This is a genomic window from Paludibaculum fermentans (genome assembly GCF_051172195.1).
Classification (GTDB): domain Bacteria; phylum Acidobacteriota; class Terriglobia; order Bryobacterales; family Bryobacteraceae; genus Paludibaculum; species Paludibaculum fermentans_A.
In genome coordinates this window covers 5,560,972-5,579,541 of record NZ_JBPJAQ010000001.1, presented here as the reverse complement: position 1 = coordinate 5,579,541, position 18,570 = coordinate 5,560,972, and the positions used below count along the sequence as shown (strand labels likewise).

The window sequence follows — 18,570 nt, the reverse complement described above, 5'->3', positions numbered from 1 at the left end:
CGGCCGCCGCGGCTAAACTGAGAGTGTCGAAATGAACCTGGACCACCATGCTGGAATTTAAGCCCAGTCGTACCGCATTGCAGGTCGCGGTCCGTCGCGCGGCCCACCAGATCCTGGAAACGCCGCCCGTCTTTACCGACCCTCTCGCCGTACCGGTGCTGGGCCCGGAAGGCGCGGTCTGGGTAGCGGACGAAGGTACGAGGAAGAACCATCCGGTGGGCAAGGCCTTGCGAGCCTTCCTGGCCGCGCGCAGCCGCTTTGCCGAGGATGAACTGGCCCGTGCCGTCGACATGGGCGTCCGCCAGTATGTGCTGCTCGGCGCCGGGCTCGATACCTTCGCCTACCGCAACCCTCACGCCGCGGCGGGCTTGCGCGTCTACGAGGTCGACTACCCGTCCACCCAGCACTGGAAGCGCGGGATGCTCGAAGCCGCCGGCATTGCGATCCCTGCTTCAGCCGTCTTCGTACCCCTGAATTTTGAGCACCAGACGCTGGCCGCGGGGCTGCAGGCGTCGGGCTTTCAGGTGGATCAGCCGGCACTGTTCGCCTGCCTGGGAGTGGTGCCCTATCTCACGGACGAAGCGTTCACCTCGACGCTGGAATTTGTCGCCTCGCTGCCGGGCGGCACCGGCATCGCCTTCGATTACGCCGTGGCGCGCTCATCCCTGAATCTATTGGAGCGGCTGGCTTTGGATGCACTGGCCAAACGGGTCGCCGCCGCCGGGGAACCTTTCCGGCTGTTCTTCGAACCCGCGGCGCTCGCCCGCCGCCTGCGGCTTCTGGGCTTTGACCGCATCGAGGATGTGGGCCGCGACGAACTCAACCAGCGCTACTTTGCGAACCGCCAGGACGATTTCCACGTCCGCGGCGGCCTGGGCCGGATCGCCGCCGCCTGGCTGTGACGAATCCTGGATTACCTGGCAGCCGCCGCAGTACTGGACTTCAAGCGGGAGAACGCTGACCGCAGCCCGCCCCAGGAATCAGGACGAGCCGTGGTGGGGATGGGGACCGCCACCCGCTGATCGGCCAGCACCTGGGTGGTGAACTCCCGCATGGCGCGGCCATAGGGAGAATTGCGGCCTGCCAACCCGCCCGCAATCAGCGCGGCCTGCAGGCTGGAGAATGCGTTGGGCAGGCTGGCGACGGGCTGCGTGCCCAGCATCGACAAAACAGTCTGCCGCGTCAGGCCGGTCGCCGCCGTGTCTCGCGTCATGACAATGCTCACCTTCGAGCGCAGGTGCAGATCCTCAAACAGCTCCATGCTGCGCCGGGCCTGGTGCACCGTGGAGAGATCGGGCGCGCAAATGCTGAAGATCTGGGCAGACCGCTCCAACACGGTAACCGAGTACCGTTCCAGATTGCCGGAATGGTCAAAAATCACCACCGGGTAGCGCCTCTGCAAATAGGTGAGCAGGTTGTCGAAGCGGGCGGCTTCAATGCGTGTGTTCAGAGACCGGTGCGTCGCCGGCAGCACATCCACCAGGCCGGCATGGGTGATCAGGCGGTCCCAGATGGAGTCCTCCATCCGGCCCGCATACTGGGCAGCCTGGATCATGGAGGCGTTCTTTTCCGAACGCGCCATCAGACCCTGCACCCCGCAATTCATGTCCAGGTCCACCAGCGCCACACGCGCGCCAATCAATTCGGCGGCATAGTGGGCGAAATGGGCCGCGGCCGTCGAGGTGCCCGCCCCCGGCTTCGCGGGCACGAAGCTGAGGAACCGGCCCGCCGGCGCTCCTTCATTCCGCTGTTCCACCGGCGCCGGTGTGCCCTGGCACTCCGAGGAGAAGGTTTGGAGAATACTCTGCAAGCGGTCCCGGTCATTCGGCAACTGCACGCACTCCCTCACGCCCAGCCGGCTTAAGGCAAGAAACGAGGTGTTGTCGATCTGGTGATAGACCGCAATCGTCCGGTTCTCCCGGCCCGCTCTTCTGATTTCTCCTGCACAGTATTCGGCCGCTTCGGAATCATCAGACTGCATGAAGAGGACCAGCGGTTCCCCCTCGTCGAGGATCCGCCCCAACTGCTCCATCTGCTCCGATGGGTCGATTTCGGTGACGGTCAGAAACGGGTTGAACGACTTCAATGCGAGACGAATCTCTTTAACGCACGCGGTATCTCGGCTGAGAATGATAACTTGATCGGAATCCAAGGCGCCCTCCAGTCCGGCATTGGCCGGCGGCGATTGCACTTCTCTGCATTCATTGAGCCATGCTAATCCGAACGCCGGAATAGCGGAATGGTCCCAAACTCAGGCGGACCTAGGTACCAGGACCTTCGGTACGCCCCATTCGGGCTATTGGCCATTCAAACCCAATTCAATGCTTGAGCAATTCCACGCCAACTGATTGGAATCCCAGCGCTAATGGCGAACGGCTACGCCCGGTCCGGCTTGAGGACCGCGATGAAATTCAGGTTCCGGTAGAGCTGCTTGTAATCCAGGCCGTACCCGATCACAAACCGGTCTGGAATCTCGAAGCACCGGAAATCGATCTGGAGCGGAACAATCCGGCGCGCGCTGCGATCCAGCATCGTGCACAGTGCGATGGAATTCGGGCCCCGTCCCGCGAGGTTCTGCAGCAGGTAGCGGGCGGTGAAGCCGGTGTCGACAATGTCTTCCACCAGCAGCACGTCCTCGCCCTCAATCGAGTCATCCAGGTCCTTGGCGATCCTCACAACACCCGGAGCACTCGAATGGTTGGAGAAGGAGGAGATCGCCAGGAAGTCCACTTTCACGGGAATGGTCAACGCCCGGGCCAGTGCCGTCAGAAAGAAGACTGACCCTTTCAACACGCCGATCATCCGGAGGTTCCCGTTCTCGTACCTCTGGGAGATCTGGGCGGCCACCTCCTGAATACGTTCACGGATCTGGTCCTCAGAGAAGAGGACCTTTTCGATCATCGGCATGGCGGGAGTGCGCATAGGGGGCTATTTCGAGTCGGCGGTCTCCGGAATGATGCCATACTTCAGCACCAGATCCTGCAGATCCTTCTGGTAAAAAACCTGGATGTTGATGTGCGGGTAGATCTCACGCAGCAGCCGGATCTTGCGGTTCTTCCGCGTGACCAGCGACTGCTTCATGGTGGTGAGCTCCACGTACATGTCGGATTCAGGCAGGAAGAAATCGGGCGTGAAACTCTCCAGCACGCGCCCGCTGACGTCCCAGGCGATGGGAAAGCTGCGCGGCTCGTACTCCCAGGCAATGCGATAGAAATCCAGCAGGTTGGCGAAGATCTCTTCGCTCGGATGGCCGAACTGGACATTCTTCAAGCTGGCTCGCGCCTGCGGCTGAATCCCATGGCGGGCCAGCCGCAGCCGGATCTGGAACTGTAGTTGCGCTTCCGCCGCATGCGAGAGAAAGCCGTGAACCGTCAGGTCGCGGGCCCGTACGGCTGCCTCGATCAGCGCGGCCATATGGGCCGCATCCAGCGACTCCGCATTCAATGTCAGGTCGAACGTATCCGGAGCGGCTGTGGCCCGCCCAAACCGCGCCTTGCGCGTCGCCCGCAACTCAGTCTCGCGCGTGCGGAGTTGAACCCGCGCCGTCGCCCGGTCCAGCCGGTCGTCCAGCATCAGGTTCCCAATGCGGCGATTCTCAGGCGCCACGATCCTGATCCGCAACAATGCCGGGAAGTTTTTGAACAGCAGTTCGGCTCCATCGACACCGATCACCAGGTGCGACTCCGTCCCCAATCGCAGCAGGATGGAGGCGGCCATGTCGGGCCAGGCCTTGCTGTTGGATTCGATGATCGGGCCGAACTCTTCGGCCAGCATGGAGTCGACGCGCTGCGCGCTCAGGTGTGTGAACGCCAGCCGCTGCGCGGCCAGTTGTGCGACTTCACGCGTCCTGCAACCAGGCTCGCCGGAAACAGTCACGACCGCCATGGAAAGAGTGAGTGAGCCCCGATCTCAAGCTCATGATAGCGTAGGTACGAATCGATCATGCAGCAATCCAGAAGATCCTTCATTAAAACATTTTCTACTTTGAGTGTTATGGGCACCGCGGCCTGGGCGGCCGGCCGCGAAATCCATTGCGACATTGCCGTTATCGGGGGCGGCACCGGCGGCTGCGCGGCCGCGCTGGCAGCCTGCCGCAGCGGCCTGCGGGTGCTGATGACAGAGGAAACTGACTGGATTGGCGGCCAGCTCACCTCACAAAGCGTCCCCCCGGACGAACACCCCTGGATCGAAGGCTTCGGCGGAACGCAAGCCTATCGCGACTATCGCACCGGCGTCCGCCAATACTACCGCGACCACTATCCCTTGACGGCCGAGGCGCGCCGCAACAACAAACTGAACCCAGGCGGCGGCAGCGTCTCCGTCATCACGCACGAACCCAAGGTCTCGCTCGCGGTGCTCGAAGCGATGCTGGCGCCTTACGTCAGCGCCGGCCTGCTGGTCATCCTCCTGGAGAACCGTCCTGTCTCCGCCGAAGCCTCCGGCGACCGCGTCCTCTCTGTCACCGTCGAAGGCAACGGCGCCCGCAAGGTCATCCAGGCGCCCTACTTCATCGACGCCACCGAGACCGGCGAACTGCTGCCGCTCACCAAAACCGAGTTCGTCATGGGCTTCGAGTCGAAGAAACAGACCGGCGAACTGCATGCACCCGAGCAGGCCCAGCCGAACAACCACCAGGCCTTCACCGTCTGCTTCTCGCTGGGCCACGACACCGGTTCCAGCCGCCTCATCGACAAGCCCGCGGAGTACGCATTCTGGCGCGACTACTTCCCCAAGATGACACCCGCCTGGCCCGACAAGCTGCTCTCCTGGTCGATGGCCGATCCCATCTCCCTCAAGCGCCGCGATGTCTTCTTCGACCCCACCCTGCAGTCGAAACAGGGCGGCCTCAACCTCTGGCTCTACCGCCGCATCGTGAACAAAGCCAACTTCCAGCCCGGCTTCTGCCAGAGCGACGTCACCCTCGTGAACTGGCCGCAGAACGACTACTGGCTCGGCAACCTCTATGGCGGCACTGAGCAGGAGGCCAAGCACCATCTGGCGCGCGGCAAACAACTGAGCCTCTCGCTTGTCTACTGGATGCAAACCGAAGCCCCGCGTCCCGATGGCGGCGCCGGTTGGCCCGGCCTCTACCTGCGCCCGGACATCACGGGCACCGAGGACGGTCTGGCGAAGTATCCTTACATTCGCGAATCGCGCCGCATCCAGGCGGAGTTCACCGTGTTGGAACACCATGTCGGCACCGATGCCCGTATGAAGGTCACCGGCAAATCGGCCGCGGAAGTCACCGCCGAAGTCTTCCCCGACTCCGTTGGTGTCGGCAGCTACCGCATCGACCTCCATCCCTCCAGCGGAGCCGACAACTACATCGACGTCAGTTCCCTGCCCTTCCAGATTCCACTCGGCGCCCTCATTCCGAAGCGCATCGAGAACCTCCTGCCCGCCTCCAAGAATCTCGGCGTCACCCACATCACCAACGGCTGCTACCGCCTGCATCCCGTGGAGTGGAACATCGGGGAAAGCGCCGGAGCCCTCGCCGCCCACTGCCTCAAAGAGAAGCTGGCTGCCCGCCAGGTCAGGAACGACCCGAAGCGCCTGCAGGACTTCCAGGCCAAGCTGGTGGCCCAGGGCATCGAGATCGAGTGGCCGCGCCTGCGTCCGAGATAGAAGTTCGACTTCGGGAACCAGGGCCGGGTCCGCTATGCGTGGCGGACCCGGCCCTTTCTGCTCCTAGAACCGGAATTGATAGCTGAGCTTCACAAACGCCTGGCGGCCCGTATTGAAGTCCGGATAGTTGGTGTAGCGAAGATACGGCGGACGCGAAGGATCCAACGCGAGGTTCTGGTAGATGTCCGTGTAGCCCGCGTAAATCGCCGTGCCGGGGTGCAGCAGGTAAGTAAACAGCAGGTCGTACCCTGCCCGCCGCGCCGGTTCCAACGACACCAGCGATGTATTCGGCAGGACGGTGTTGTAGTCCACAATCGCGCGGAACGAGAACTCCCGCGAGAACTGGTAGTTCAGCTTCGAACGTGCGATGTGGTTGTTATATACGCTGATCACACCGGGCATTCCGCTCCAACCCGTGCGCGTCTTCAACTGGCTATAGATATACGTCTCATCCAGCCGCAGCCGGTTGACAGGACGCAAGGTCAGCTCGGCCGTGGCATTCTGGCTGTCACCCAACTCCGGAGCCAGACCGGACGCCGGGTAGTAGTTGACACCTGCTCCACGCGTGTACGAACTGTTCCACGCCAGCCACTTCAGCCACTCCGTCTGGAATTGCACGAAGTTGGAACTCTTCCGGAACTCGCGGCCCATGTACAGCTCCATTGACTCGCCGCGCGTGGCAATTAGAGTAGTCAGGCGCTTGAACTCCATGCTCCATTCGAGATCGGCTTCCCAGTCCTGCGTCTGCCCACGCCGGTTCCAGTTGCCCAGCACGATCAAGGCCGGACCGAAGTTCACCAGGGCGCCCTTCTCCCGCCACCACTTGTACCCGATGCGCGTCTTCAACTCGCGGATATCCACTCGGGGGATGTAGCCCATCTCAGCCCGGAATCCCGGACTGCGGTCCGTATACGTCGTGTAGTACTGCAGCTTACGGTCCTGCCGGTTCAGCTTCGCGTAATACGTGCTGCCCGATTGCTGCGTTCCGTCCAGCCGCCGGGTCTGCGACGTGGCGCCCTGCGCGGTCAGGAACCACTTGCTGCTGAAGTGGAGCCGTGAATCCATCGCCGCAACCCGGTTATAGCCGTTCGCGAATTCGCGATCTGTCACAAACAGCCGCACGTGCGAGTCGTGGAACAGATCGCGCTGCAGGCTCAATACGGCGTTCGTCGCACGCTTCCCATGCAAAGGATCGGTTGTGGCGACACTCCGCCCCGGTGCCCTGTCATCCGCCGCAAGCACGCCAATCCCCCATCGCCCCAACTTGCCGGTCAGCCGGATCCCATACTCCGGATCGACGATACGCCGCGTAAAGAACAGGTTCTGTGGCGTGTTGAAGTACGACGCATTCTCCATGAAGAACGGACGCTTCTCCGGATACACCACCTCGAAGCGCTGGTTCACCGTCACCTGCGGCTCATCCGACTCCACCTGGCTGAAGTCCGGATTTAACGTCATATCCAGAGTCAGCGCGTCCTTGATCACCATCTTCGCGTCGAGCCCGACCCGCGGATCTGTCGACCGCGCCATCACCGGAGGGCCCGCCACCGTCTGGTCCAGATACCTCGATTTCGACAGCAGCCCGTACGGCGTGAAGTACAAATTGCGCCCCGGTGAGATGCCGCGCAGCCCTTCCATGTGTCCGAACTGCCCCACAAACTGCGGCAGCTTCCGCCGGGTGATGAACGGCCACATCGAGAACTCGTTGTTGCGGTTGATGAAGCGGCCCAGCACCACGCCCCACGTCTGCGACTCCGCATCCGGGAAACGCAGCGTCTTGAACGGCACCGTGATCAACACAACATAGCCGTCGGAAACAATCTTTCCTTCTGTGTGCCACAGCCCTTCCCAACTGAAGTCATCCCCATAGCCGTCGGTCGTGATGCCGTCGAACTGGATCGCATACGGATTCACGTCGAACCAGTAGGCATGCAGATGGTCGTGGAACGTATCGATGTTGATTGTGATGCGGTCGTCCGTCAGGATCTGCTTGCGCTTCGCGACCCGGGCGCGAATCAGCTTCGGATCGTCCTTCGCAATGAACGCCACATACAGATTCAACGCGTCGTACGAGAGAAACGCCGTGGTAGGCTGCGAAACCGGCGTTCCGTCGCCAGGATCCATCTGGCGGAAGTCGGTGACAACACACTCCGCCTCGCGCGGTGTGCCCTCCAGGAAATCGGCCAGCTTCGGCGCACGGGTGACCTTCGGGATATGGATCGACGGCACCCCGCTCACCTGTTCCTGGGCCAGCAGGGGCGAGCAAATAAGGAGTAACAGGGCTGAATATCTTGACACGGAGCCATTCGATCATGTCAATCCGCCCCCCGCTCCGTCAAGCGGTCCTGCATTGGCCCCGCGGCTCAGCCTCGCACCAGCGGGAAGTCCAACTGCGCCTCCGACAGCAGGCGGCGCGTGCGCTCGTATGTGGACCAGTCGAGCATCTGCTCCACCCGCGTCTCCAGCGTTGACCGCAGGATCTCCGGGACGTCGAGAAAGAGACTCCGGGTCATCGGACGGTAGCCTGGTGCGGTGACGCGCACACGCGCGGTCGCCGGGACCTCGAGATCCACCGCGCCCTCGCGCGCCTCGCGGCCGAAAAGAAGGCGGGGCGTGCGGCCCACCATTTCCACGATCTCGCACAGAGCCCCGACCCGCGCTCCGGAATTGTAGTCGTGGATCCGTACCCGAACCCTGGCTCGCGCGGGCAGCGCCGGAGTCCAGGGCGAGCGATCCAGAAAGACGGGGTTCGTGATGGCCACCTGCGTGTCGCGATTCCGTCCGAAGCAGCGGGCGATGATCCAGGCGCCGCCTTCCTCGGTCCAGGAGTGCTCGACCTCGAACCCTCCGTCGCCCTCAGCCGGCGTGAAGGTACGCATGACTTCGCCATTGCGAAGCAGTTCGACCCCGGTCAGGCGCTCGCCCGGCAGGCCGGAAGGCCATGCGCGCAGCCGTGCGACGCGGCGCTGGGCAGCGGCCGCGGTGAGGGTGGAGCCCGGCCCCTGTCCATCAACCTCCAGCAGCAGCAGTGGACCACTGGTGACGAAGCTGCGGCCGCGCCGGATCGCGTCAGCGGCGGCGGCGATGGAGGGCTGACCGTCCATGTGCGTGTAGACGCGTACCTTGCCGGGCGTGCCGCGGTTTTCGTTGTCAAAGGTAGAGTCCGAGGAGGCGGTGGCGGGGATGCGATAGCCGTGGTTCAGCAGCAGGAACCAGAGCTTCTGGCCATTGGCGTTGACCTCCTTCTCGTGCGTCTGCATCAGGATGTCCAGCGCGTCGTAAGTCGGCCCGGCTAGCGTGTCGAAGGGCAGTTCGGCGGCAAGGTTCGAAATGAACTTGCGCTCTTCCACCGGGTAGCCGCCCTGGCCGCCCCACTGGCCCCACCACCAGCGGCAGGGGTGCGTGTAGGCCACCACTCCGCCATGCGCGTGAATCAGGGCATGACTCTCGAAGTTGGCAGTCGGCTCCTTGGCGCTCTCGTAATCGTGCGCGCTCAGCGCGAGCAGTTCTTCCGCGATGGTGTCGCTGGCCCGCGCGCCGATGAACCAGCAGTGCCCCAGGGTCCGGGAGGCGTCACCACGATAGTAGTTCTTGGGCGCTTCGAGATTCCACGACAACGTACAATCCGGAGTCGAGACGCGGCGGCACTCGCGTTCCGCGGCGGTCGCGGTGGGCTTGGGAATGTTCCAGGCCTGGCCTACGGAGAGTTGTTCGAGGCCTTCGGCGCGGGCGGCCAGTGCGATGTAGTCGAAGTCCACGCGAATCCGGCTCTCGCCATGCGTCATGTGGATATGGTGATCGCCGCACCGCCAGCCGAGCCCAAACAGTGGACTGCGGCGGCGCAGGCGGATTGTGAGTTCCGTCGTCGCGCCGGGGCGGATGGTGAGGTCGCGGGTTTCTCCAATGAAATCGAAGCCTCTGGTCACGGTGAGCTTCGCGGAGCCGGCGGGCAGCGTCCTGCGGAACTCACCGTCACAGCGGAAGCCGTCCAGGTAGCTGCGGTTCTCAACGGCGAGGACACCGGCCGAATCCAGGAGTGCGATGGAACAGGGCAGCCGCGCGCCGGCGTCATCAGAGATTACGCGGACGTGCAGCGTGCCGGTCTCCCGGGCGAGCGCTGGCAGCGCCGCGGAGGCGATCCACTGGAGAACACGGCGACGGTCCGTCGGCATGAAACCGTTATAACCCGCCGCGGGCACTTACTCGTCGCGCAAGGCAGTCGTCGGATCCAGGCGTGACGCGCGGTGCGCCGGCACGAAGCCCGCAATCGCCGTAGCCAGCGCCAGCACCGCCGCACACACCGCCAGCGTCGCCGGGTCCGCCGCCTTCACGCCAAACAGCATCGCGGTGACCAGTCGGCCGGCCGCCAGGGAAGCTGCGATGCCCAGCACCGTCCCCACGGCCAGGATCAGGGTAACATCGCGCAGCACCAGCCAAACCACCGACCCCTGTGAAGCACCCAGCGCCATCCGAATCCCGATCTCGCCCTGCCGTCGCAGCACCGCATAGGACGTGACCCCGTAGAGCCCGATCATCGCCAGCATCAGGGCCAGCGCCCCGAAGAACGACGAGAGCAACGCCACGGTCCGCTCCTGCACCAGCGATTCATTCACTTGCGTCTCGAAGTCGCGGAACTCCAGCGCCAGCGCGGAATCGATCTCCGCGATAGCTGCCCGCACCGCACTGGTCAGCGTCGAGCCCGGCACGGCCGACCGCAGGATGAAGTTGGTCTCTCCACGCGGTTCCTCTTCCTGTGTGGTCACCAGGTATGCGCTGAGCTTGGTGTCTTCCCGCAAATCGGCATACTTCGTATCGGCCACGATCCCAATCACCTGGAAGAGCTCCTTCTCACCAGCCTTCCCGTCGAGATCCATGCCGACATTCTTTCCAATAGCACTCACACCGCCGAAGTAGTGCCGTGCCGCCGCCTCGTTAATGATGATCACCTTCGTCGAACTGGTCGTATCCCGGGCGTCGAAATCCCGGCCCGCTCGCAGCGGAGTCGACATGGTGCGGAAATATCCGGGCGACACACGGTTGAACCACGTCAGCGTGTCTTCCCGCGATTGAGCGGCGTACCCCTCCGGAAAGACAAACTGATTCCACCCCCGGTGGCTCACCGGGGTGATCAGGCTGCTGGCCGCGGACGTCACGCCCGGTACGGCCCGCAGCCGTTCCAGGATGGTGCGAAACAGCTCCACGCGGCGTTCCTTGGGAACCTTCCCCAAAGTATTCACACTCACCAGCGTGACGTTCTTGCGGTCGAAGCCCATCGAAGTGCCCAACAGGTTGCGCAACGAGTTGAGGAACAGCCCGGCGCCCACCAGCAGCACCAGCGAAAGGGCGACCTGCGTGGCCACCAGCATCTTGCCCAGCCGGAACCGCGATCCGCCCGCAATCGCTCCGCGCGCGTTCTCCTTCAACACCTGATTCGGGGCAAAACTGGTCGCACGGAACGCCGGAGCCAGGCCAAACAGAATGCCGGTCAACAGCGCGACGCCGGAGGTGAAGGCCAGCACCCTCCAATCCGGAGACACATTCAAATCCAACGGGTCGCTGGCAGTGGAGAACAACCGCACCAGCAGCCGGCTGCCCCACAGTGAGAATAGGAAGCCGCCCAGTGCGCCCAGCCCGGAAAGCAGCAGGCTCTCCGTCAGCAGTTGCCGGATCACTCTCCGCCGCCCAGCCCCAATCGCCATGCGGATGGAGATCTCCCGCTGGCGGGCCGCTGCCCGGGCCAGCAACAGATTCGCGATGTTGGCGCAGGCAATCAACAGCACCAGCCCCACCACCGCCATCAAGGTAAATAGGCCCTGGCGGTATCGATCCCGCGTCGAGGAAAAACCTGTCGCCGTCGGGCGCAACTGGAAGGCATCCTTGAGGTAGCTCTTCCGGTCTTCCTCCTCCCAGTTCGTGGGCATTGTGGCCCGCCGGATCTCACCCTGCAGCGCCCGGATCTTCGCTTCCGCCTGGGGAATGCTGTCGCCGGGCTTCAACCGCACAAGGATGCGCAGCCACCACCAGCTCCGATGGTCCAGCGCGCTGAGATCGGTATGCAGGATCGGTTCGCAACCGATCGGGATGATGACGTCAAACCCCCTGTCAACATCCAGCCCCGTGAAATAGGGCGGCGTCACACCGACAATCTCAAAGGGATGCCGGTTCAGCGTGATGCTCTTCCCCAGCACCGCCGGATCGCCGCCGAAATGCGCTTGCCAGAACGCATAGCTGATCACCGCCACCGGACCCGCCTTACCTCCGCCGTGCTGGTCGTCCTCGACTGTCAACAACCGCCCCCGCAGCGGAGCAATCCCCAGCACCCGGAAGAAATCGCCACTCACCCACAGCCCTTGCGCAAACCGGCTCTCTCCTCCCGCGGCCAGGTCGAAACGGTCATCGCCGTAAGCCAGCGTGCCGGCGAATGCCTGTTGGTGGTCGCGCACCTGCTCCCAGATCGGATTTGTATACGACCCGCCCGATCCCCTGCGCAGTTGCATCAACCTCTGCGGATCCTCCACCGGCAGCGTGCGCAGCATCACCGCATTGACGATCGAGAAGATCGCCGTATTGGCCCCAATCCCCAGGGCCAGCGAGAGCACAGCCGTAATCGTGAAGCCCGGATGCGCCGCCAGCGCGCGGCCGCCATACCGCAGATCCTGCGAGAGCGAATCCAGCCAGCGCCAGCCCCACGCTTCCCGGCTGGATTCCCGCAGCAGCAACTCGTTCCCAAACCGGCGCCGCGATTCGTCCCTGCCGGTCTCTTCCGCCCGCAGGTCCAGATGCAGCCGCATCTCTTCCGCCAGTTCGTCTTCCGCCCGTGAGCGGTGGCGGAGGAACTTCACCCGGCGCCAGATCTCTCGAAGCCAGTTCATACGCACTCCTCCCGCATCAGGCGGATTGCAGGATCTTTTCGATGGCGATGTTGACGCGCCGGTATTGCGACAACTCCTGTTCCAGTTGTTCCCGGCCCAGCTTGGTCAGATGGTAGTACCGCGCGCGGCGGTTGCCGGCGGTCACGCCCCACTCCGCCTCCACCCAGCCCTTGATCAGCATGCGCTGCAGGGCGGGATACAGCGATCCCTCTTCCACCTGCAGCACTTCTTCCGACCCGCGCTGAATGGCATTGGCGATCTCATAGCCGTGCATCTCGCCGCCCCGGGCGAGCGTACGCAGGATGAGCATGTAGAGGGTACCGGGCGGGATTTCGTCGCGCTTCTGGTCTGCCATAGTTAAACTATGGCAATTATCACGAGTGCCGCCAGGTCAGTCAAGTAAACAGTTCAGGAGCTAAAGCGCCTGCGCCACTTTGGGGGATCCGCGCAACGGCATGCCGCGCGTACTCAACGACTCCACCAATTGCTCGTGGATGTTTTCGTTCAGAACGTAGTAGCGCTTGCCGTCCTCCTCGATGAGCGTGGCCGCGCCCTTCGACGCCAGCAGGAGGCACAACTGGCGCTCGCCCGGAGTCAGGAGCGACACCTCAACACGCGGCAACCCGCCCAGTCCCGGTTCCAATTTGCGCAACAGGTCGCGGACAAACACCTGGTTGTCGCTGCCATCCACAGCGGCCGACCCGGCATACCAGCGCTGCTCCGGCGAGCCGTGGAAGTAGGGCCCCGACGCAAAGGCCAGGAAGAAGACGATCAGGTCAATAAAGGCGGCCAGGACGAAAGCGAAGAGGTGGCGGCCGGTGGGAGCGCTCACCAGTTCGGTAAACGCCAGCAGCATATCCTCCTGATTGGTCGCCGTTTTGTCCAGGTTGTCGTTCAAGGCGGGAACGGCCGGACGCTCCACCCGCGCCCCATGCAATTGGGTTTGAACGTCCACCCAGGGCACGGAGTCGTAGACTTCGCGGTATTTCCGGATCTGCTGGTCAGACGGATCCAGCGGCTTCACCTGCGCACGGTAATCGGCCAGGGCGCGCTGCGAGGCCTGCATCTGTTCCAGTGATTGACGGGCGAGCTTGGTGTAGCGGTCAAAAGCGGTGTAGCGCGGGCCATCGCCGGAGCCTTCCTTGAAGCTGCTGCCCAGGCTCGCCGCCTCGCGCGCCACCGATTCACGAACGTTGGCCAGATAGGGATCGGAATCCTGGGCACGGGCAATGTAGCCGTGCGTCTTCTCCGCGGCCGTCATCTCGTCCAGCGCAAGCACATGTTTGCGGCCCTCGGCGATGGCGCTGGAGAGGAGCTGGTCCGTCTTGCCGGACGAGTCCTGGATAGTGTCGTATAGCTTCCGCTCCACCAGCGCAGGCCGCTCTTTCTCAGAGAACCAGGTGTAGAGACTCACATACGAGAACGCCACCGATACCGCGGCCGTCATCGCGTAGACCGCAATCAGTAAACCGCGCCGCGAGTTGGTGAAACCGACGAGCCAGGCCACTAACACCAACGCTGATTGCACACCCAGCGAAGCCAGGAACGCAAACCACGGCGAAAGGTAGAGCGCCATGCCCTGCTGCGTCGTATACCAGGACACGATTGACAGCAGGCAGGTGGAGACGAACAGCGCGATCACCATCGGCCTACCGGCGGAGGATGACGAACTCTGATCGGACGACACGTACGGCATCTGGGGCACACCTCGACTGTCTGTACTACGAGGAAGCCCCTAGGAATGTTCCGCTAGGTAGTGAAAAGGCTCTTCATCAATTCAGGGCAAGCCTCTACTGCCGGATGGTCCACCACGATCGACACAGAGAGCAGGGTCTCGGCTGTCGCGGGAGCATCGGGCGCCTGTTGCGACCATGCCAGCTCGAACTGGAACTCCATGACCCCGTGGCTGTTGGCCACGAAGTTCGTATGCCAGAAGCTGTCCAGCAACATGGTCCACAACCGTTCCGGATCGGCCGGTTTCTGCTGGATCCGCTGCCAGGTGTGCGGGCCGCCCACCGAAACCAGCGGCGCATCCCGGGTCACCCACAGCCAGTGGCCGGCAGGTGATTGATAGTGCGCCCAGGAGTCGATGGCGAAGTAATCGCGGCACGACCCGGGCAACTGATCGGTGAACGGAGTATACGGCATACCCCCAGTCGAGAAGCGGGGGAGTACGCCCTTCAGCGGCAGCTCCGTCAGCATATAGATGGCCTCCGGAGCCGGATTCGAGATGCGGTCGAACCGGACCGTCAACGTAGCCCGTGGCTGGTCGCGGAACACCTCCAAACGCCGCGAAGCGCTGGCGAACGAGGGATGCACGATGGGCTGGGTGAAGATTCGCGTGTAAGCGGTCTTTTCCTCCTTTGTTTGCCCGTAGGTGGCGGCCAGGCGGTCCAGCCGTTCCGGATGCATCGACGACGACCGCTTGTGCGGCGGCTTGATAAAGACAGTGAGAATGTCGCCCAGGCCGGAGGCAAACAGCGATTCCGTCATGCCAGGCCAGCGGGCCGCCTTCGGCCAGCCCTTGCCGTCCAACTCCAACGCGGCTTTTTCCGGCGACTCCGGCGCAGCCGGGCCGAGGAGGGTCGCCGCCTTCGCTGAAAGGTTGTTCACCCAGGCCGCGGGCCGGTCTGTCCCGGGGAATCTGACCCAACCAGTATAGGGTAACGGCGCGGTATTCACGGCGTAGAGCCCGGCGGATTTACCGCAGAAATGGGTCCGGGCCCGCTGGCCCAGCAGCCATTCCGAATGGCCCATAGGCCGATAGGCGAGCAGGGCTTTCTCAGTGAACTGGGCAATCGTATCCAAGGCGTCCGGTTGCGAGACCGAGATGTTCGCGCCCCAGGTGTGCTCATCGAACAGGCACAGATCCTTGTACATCTCAGAGGAGCGCCGCAGGATCCGTTTGGTCGGCTCGCCCCAGACCGGCGAAAACACCGCGTCCAGGTTGCGTTTCGCCACACGGGAGGCGGCCACTTCGCGCGGTCCCGACGCGTCGCCGTTGGCCCACCAGTCTGTCCATTCCCCTTCATGGATTTGAACGTTCGAACCCAATTCGGCTTCCATGTCCTTGACCGCCACAGTCGCGGTCGTCAGCCGAAGGGTGGGCTGCAGGCCGAGCTTATTCCATGCGTCGATGAACGGCGCGAGCGGCGGGAACGGCGGGTCGTTGTCGTAACGCCATTGGTTTGTATAAGAAAGCAGCAACCGCTGGTAGGAGTAGCCGTCGGCGGCCAGCTTCTCCAAGCGCTTGGTCAGGTGCGCATGCGCGGCGCGGAGCGAAACCTCATCGACTTTGAGGTGATCCCCGGCGTAGGGCGGCCGCAGCGTGGTGGTCGCGCCCTTGGCCTGACCGTGCTGCCAGTTCTTCGGCTCGAAGTAGGAGTAAGCCGTCCCGTAATGGTCGCCCAGCCAGACAAACATCTTCCGCCCATCGGGCATCTTCCAGTAGAACGCCGACGGCCGGCGGAAGGGCGGACCGCCCATGTCGGCGTTGATGCCCATCAGCAGATGGCGAATGTTGCGGTCCAACAGCAGCATCGCACCGGCGCGCGGCATGCCGTTGACGTCGTTCTGCATGGCGACGCTGATCCGCAGTTCGCGCTGCAACTCAGTGGGCAGCCAGTCGAGCGCCTGCTTCCATTGCGCCGCGTTCATGAACGGCGTCTGGTTGAACGGCATGGCGCAGACGTCCATCTGGCCCGACTGTACGAGTTTGGCCAGTTGAGCCCGGCGCGCCGGAGCGGCGCCTTTCCACCAGTCCTCCACCGTCAGCGTGACCTCGCAGGTCCAATGGAAGTGCGGATTCCGCAGGCAGGTTTCCAGAGCGGCATCCAGGAACCGGACCTGCAAATCGCGGCAAACCGACGGCATGTCGGTATAGCCGACATCGGTATGCGAGTGGTGAATGATGTCGATGTGCCGGATGCCTCCGGCCGGTGCGGCGGCGGCCACGACGGGCACGGCCGTCAACAAACTGGACTTGAGTAAATCTCTACGGGTTGGCATGGATTTAGCGCTCTTCAGCGATGATCACGTCCCAGGCCGGCAAGGTGACCGACTGGGCCTTGGCGACCGTCTTGCCGGTGAGCAAGTCGGTAGCGCCGGAGTAAGGATAGGCGAAGCTCTGCGGAGAGCTGGAGTAATTGAAGTAGTAATGAATGGCGTGGCCGCTGTTCCCCATGCCGTGCTTCACATGGATGGCGGCGGGCAACTGGCGATCGGGGCTGTCTAATCCAGCCTGCTTGAGTACGGAATCCACAACCAACTTCTGCAGGTCGTCTGAGAGCACCGTGCCTTCGAAGGTGACCGAGCCGCGGCCGAATTCGTTGCGGGTGATGGCCGGATAGCGGCTGAAGAACGGGTGGTCATAGAAGGCCAGGGCTTTCGCGGTGTCGAGCTCAATCATCTCGATCCAGGTGGACACCTGGTTCTGTTCGCCGGCCTTGAAGGGGTCGCCCTTCAGCGACAGCGGCTGCTTCAGCGACGAGAACTCCTGGTAGTGGAAACCGGCCGCTTCGCGCAGCGGACCGGGCGCCATCACCGGACGGACGGTGTCGTACTCGTCGGTGAAGCCGCTCTTAAACGTCAACAACAGGTGGCCGCCGTTCTTTGCGTACTCGGCCAGACGATTGAGTACGGTATCCGAGGCGACGTACAGCGGAGGGACGACGATCACCTTGTAGCGCTGCAGGTCCTTGGTCTCCGGAGTGATGATGTCGACGCCGACGTTCAGGCGGTAGAGCGTACGGTGGAACTGCTGCAGCAGGGTCATGTAGTCGGTCTTGTCGGAGAACGGCATGGAGCGGATGCCGTGGAACGAGTCGGCCGAGAACAGGATGGCTACGTCCTGCGTCTTCTTGAGGTTGACCAGTTTCGGGCCGATCTTCTGCAGTTCGTGGCCTACCTGGGAGAACTCTTTGAAAACCCGGTTCGGCAGCAGGTCGTGGGAGAGGACGCCCTTCCAGTAGGTCTCCTGGCCGTAGTGCAGCGAGTGCCAGTGCCAGTATTCGACCATGTTTGCGCCGTCGGCCAGGTGGCCGTAGACGTTCATCCGCAATTGGCCGTCATAGGGCGGGAACTGACCCTTCGAGTCCCAGCCGATGGTTTGGGCGTTGGTTTCGGTGACCAGGAAGTTGGCATCCTTCAACGAGCGTGCGACGTCGTCGGTGAGCGTAGCGGTCTGGAAGTCGAGCTCGTCCTGCACGCTGTAGTAAGGATTGGTCGAGACGATATCGAGGCTGCGCCCGATCGCCCACTGGTCGATGTCGGTGTGGACGCCGCCGCTGAAGTCCTGGGTGACGAATTGGCCCGGACGTTTGTACTCGTTGACGAGGCGCGCCTGCCAGTCGAGGAAGTCGGTGACGCGGGTGCGCTGGTAGCGCTCAAACTCCACTTTGTAGCCCGGATTCAGGATGCCGTCGCGTGCCGGCAGTTCGTCCCAGCCCTGGACCAGTTGGCCCCAATAGACGAGCCCCCAGACCTTGTTCAGCTCCTGCGTTGAACCGAACTTCTTCTTCAAGTAATCGACAAAGCCCTTCTGCACCACCGGCCCGGCCGACTGGTAGTAAGACGTTTCGTTGTCCACCTGGTAGCCGATGATCGAGGGGTGGTCCTTGTAGTGGGCCATGATCTGCCGGATCACCCGTTCGCAGTAGAAACGATAGGTGGGATGGGAGATATCCATGTTCTGGCGGATACCGTAAGTCGATTTCGACCCATCCATATGCACCGCCATGATCTCCGGATGCTTGGCATGCAGCCACGGCGGGATGGAGTAGGTAGGCGTGCCCATGATCACCTTGATGCCTGCCTTGTGCAAAGCGTCAAGAATGCGGTCCATCCATGCAAATTCGAACTGGCCCTCCTTGGGTTCCCAACTGGTCCAGGTGGACTCGCCCAGGCGCACGACGCTGAGACCGGACTGCTTCATGAGCTCGATGTCCTTGTCGAGCCGGTCGGACGGCATGTACTCGTGGTAGTAGGCGGCGCCGTAAAGCACGGTCGGCATCCTGGGCGGCTGGGCGAGCGCCAGCGACAGGGAGGCTAGTAGAATAGCGATTTGCTTCACGCT

General features: G+C 63.0%; 12 protein-coding genes. 2 read left to right on the top strand and 10 right to left on the bottom strand.

The genetic code is table 11. The features are described from left to right. Positions 1–47 precede the first annotated feature (47 nt). Positions 48–902: a class I SAM-dependent methyltransferase gene (locus ACR9Y2_RS22395; protein WP_435043886.1), complete on the top strand. Its 855-nt coding sequence runs from the start codon at positions 48–50 to the stop codon at positions 900–902. An 11-nt stretch (positions 903–913) separates the two neighbouring features. Here ACR9Y2_RS22395 and ACR9Y2_RS22390 read toward each other — a convergent pair whose 3' ends face one another. The 3 genes from ACR9Y2_RS22390 to ACR9Y2_RS22380 form a co-directional block, all read right to left on the bottom strand. After that, complete coding sequence (locus ACR9Y2_RS22390) at positions 914–2,086, bottom strand: AAA family ATPase (protein WP_435043885.1); 1,173 nt, start codon at positions 2,084–2,086, stop codon at positions 914–916. Between the two features lie 290 nt (positions 2,087–2,376). Then, positions 2,377–2,922 carry a hypoxanthine phosphoribosyltransferase gene (gene hpt / locus ACR9Y2_RS22385; protein WP_435043884.1) on the bottom strand — a complete coding sequence of 182 codons (546 nt, stop codon included), beginning with the start codon at positions 2,920–2,922 and terminating at the stop codon, positions 2,377–2,379. 6 nt (positions 2,923–2,928) lie between these two features. Further along, complete coding sequence (locus tag ACR9Y2_RS22380; RefSeq protein WP_435043883.1) at positions 2,929–3,885, bottom strand: cytidylate kinase family protein; 957 nt, start codon at positions 3,883–3,885, stop codon at positions 2,929–2,931. A gap of 108 nt (positions 3,886–3,993) precedes the next feature. Between ACR9Y2_RS22380 and ACR9Y2_RS22375 the strand changes: the two genes are divergently transcribed. Then, positions 3,994–5,625, top strand: a complete 1,632-nt coding sequence (locus tag ACR9Y2_RS22375; RefSeq protein ID WP_435043882.1) for an FAD-dependent oxidoreductase — start codon at positions 3,994–3,996, stop codon at positions 5,623–5,625. 63 nt (positions 5,626–5,688) lie between these two features. Here the strand turns inward: ACR9Y2_RS22375 and ACR9Y2_RS22370 are convergent, their stop codons facing one another. From ACR9Y2_RS22370 to ACR9Y2_RS22340, 7 genes are all read right to left on the bottom strand, one after another. Then, entirely contained in the window at positions 5,689–7,923 is a 2,235-nt protein-coding gene (locus tag ACR9Y2_RS22370) for a DUF5916 domain-containing protein (RefSeq protein WP_435043881.1), read from the bottom strand. Between the two features lie 65 nt (positions 7,924–7,988). After that, on the bottom strand, positions 7,989–9,797 hold the full coding sequence (locus tag ACR9Y2_RS22365; RefSeq protein ID WP_435043880.1) for a CehA/McbA family metallohydrolase: 1,809 nt from the start codon (positions 9,795–9,797) through the stop codon (positions 7,989–7,991). Between the two features lie 27 nt (positions 9,798–9,824). Then, positions 9,825–12,497, bottom strand: a complete 2,673-nt coding sequence (locus ACR9Y2_RS22360) for an ADOP family duplicated permease (RefSeq protein ID WP_435043879.1) — start codon at positions 12,495–12,497, stop codon at positions 9,825–9,827. 16 nt (positions 12,498–12,513) lie between these two features. Further along, complete coding sequence (locus ACR9Y2_RS22355) at positions 12,514–12,852, bottom strand: PadR family transcriptional regulator (protein ID WP_194450127.1); 339 nt, start codon at positions 12,850–12,852, stop codon at positions 12,514–12,516. A 60-nt stretch (positions 12,853–12,912) separates the two neighbouring features. Next, the gene (locus ACR9Y2_RS22350; protein WP_435043878.1) at positions 12,913–14,193 is read right to left on the bottom strand and encodes a hypothetical protein; all 1,281 of its coding nucleotides are present in this window, start codon (positions 14,191–14,193) and stop codon (positions 12,913–12,915) included. Positions 14,194–14,246: 53 nt separating this feature from the next. Further along, positions 14,247–16,505, bottom strand: coding sequence for a hypothetical protein (locus tag ACR9Y2_RS22345; RefSeq protein WP_435043877.1), 2,259 nt, complete (start codon positions 16,503–16,505; stop codon positions 14,247–14,249). Between the two features lie 4 nt (positions 16,506–16,509). Beyond that, positions 16,510–18,567: a beta-galactosidase gene (locus ACR9Y2_RS22340; protein ID WP_435043876.1), complete on the bottom strand. Its 2,058-nt coding sequence runs from the start codon at positions 18,565–18,567 to the stop codon at positions 16,510–16,512. Positions 18,568–18,570 lie beyond the last annotated feature (3 nt).